The 1,076-nt window shown below is 37.3% G+C and carries 1 protein-coding gene and 1 pseudogene; both read right to left on the bottom strand.

All coding sequences use genetic code 11. From position 1 onward, the window contains the following. Positions 1-186 precede the first annotated feature (186 nt). Positions 187-297, bottom strand: coding sequence for a phosphoethanolamine transferase domain-containing protein (locus CIK04_RS35845; RefSeq protein WP_369597185.1), 111 nt, complete (start codon positions 295-297; stop codon positions 187-189). Positions 298-480: 183 nt separating this feature from the next. Beyond that, positions 481-831, bottom strand: a pseudogene (locus tag CIK04_RS29020) (diacylglycerol kinase). Positions 832-1,076 lie beyond the last annotated feature (245 nt).

Below are 1,076 nucleotides of genomic sequence, written 5' to 3' on the forward strand. Positions count from 1 at the left end.
TTTTTTAATAGTGTGCCAATTATTGTACTTTCAGAATTTACTTTGAGACTAAGTATAGTTATAGCTGGAATTATGCCCATCATCGCTGTCCAGCATACGGAATACAAGCTTAGATTATGCCCCTGCTTCACTAGTATCTGTTTCAACAATATTTACGATCATATCGTAGTCAAAAGAGTGCCGTAATTAGTAACTTGCGTAACTAACCATTGACGAAAGGACTAATAGCAAAGCAAAAAATGGCTTGCCTACCCAAGGCCAAGAAAATAAGTTGAACAGAAGATTGAATACGGCCAAAAAAAGAACGGTATAGACAGTGCAAAACCAACTTTAACGGCATCAAGTTGGTTAAAAATGCCGTAAAGTTCTTTGTAAACTGGAATGTTTACTACAACCGTAAAGTACAGAGCTAGCGAGAAAGCAAAGGTGGTGAACGATACACCATTTGAGCGAATGATTTAGTTATTCATAATAGGTTGATTAAATAGATGCCCAAACAAAGAAAACTAGCAGTAATGCAACAAATACGGCAGCGGAACCTATGTCTTTAGCTCGTCCACTTAACTCATGCCAGTCGCTTCCGACCCTGTCTACAACGGCTTCTACTGCGGAGTTCATAAGCTCAACGATGACAACAACAAGCAAGCTTGAGATCATAAGAACTCTGTCAATATTAGAGACCGGTAACAAAAATGCAGTGATAGATAAGACGAGTGTAAGAACAATTTCTTGAGAAAAGCGGTCTCTGGACTCCATGCGCTTTTCAAGCCTTTCATTGAATAGCCCGTTGCGTTCGACAATACGACGAATACCTGTTTTTCCCGGTTTCAATTTAATTTTCCTGTTTAAGTTAAAGTGCAAACGTGAATGTAACCTTAATGAATTTTTGGTTACAGAATTATGTGTTTTAGTTTGTGACTGATGTTGATTTGTGACCTTGTATTATTTTTGTGCGTTTTTTGTATTCAGACATATTTGTTACTTAAAAAAACTGCATGGAAATGTACGATGTTTTATTGAGGGAATCAGTACTAGTTGTGTAATGAATTGTCACGCTTTGTAAGATTGGTAAGCTG

Source organism: Vibrio sp. 03_296, assembly GCF_002265885.1.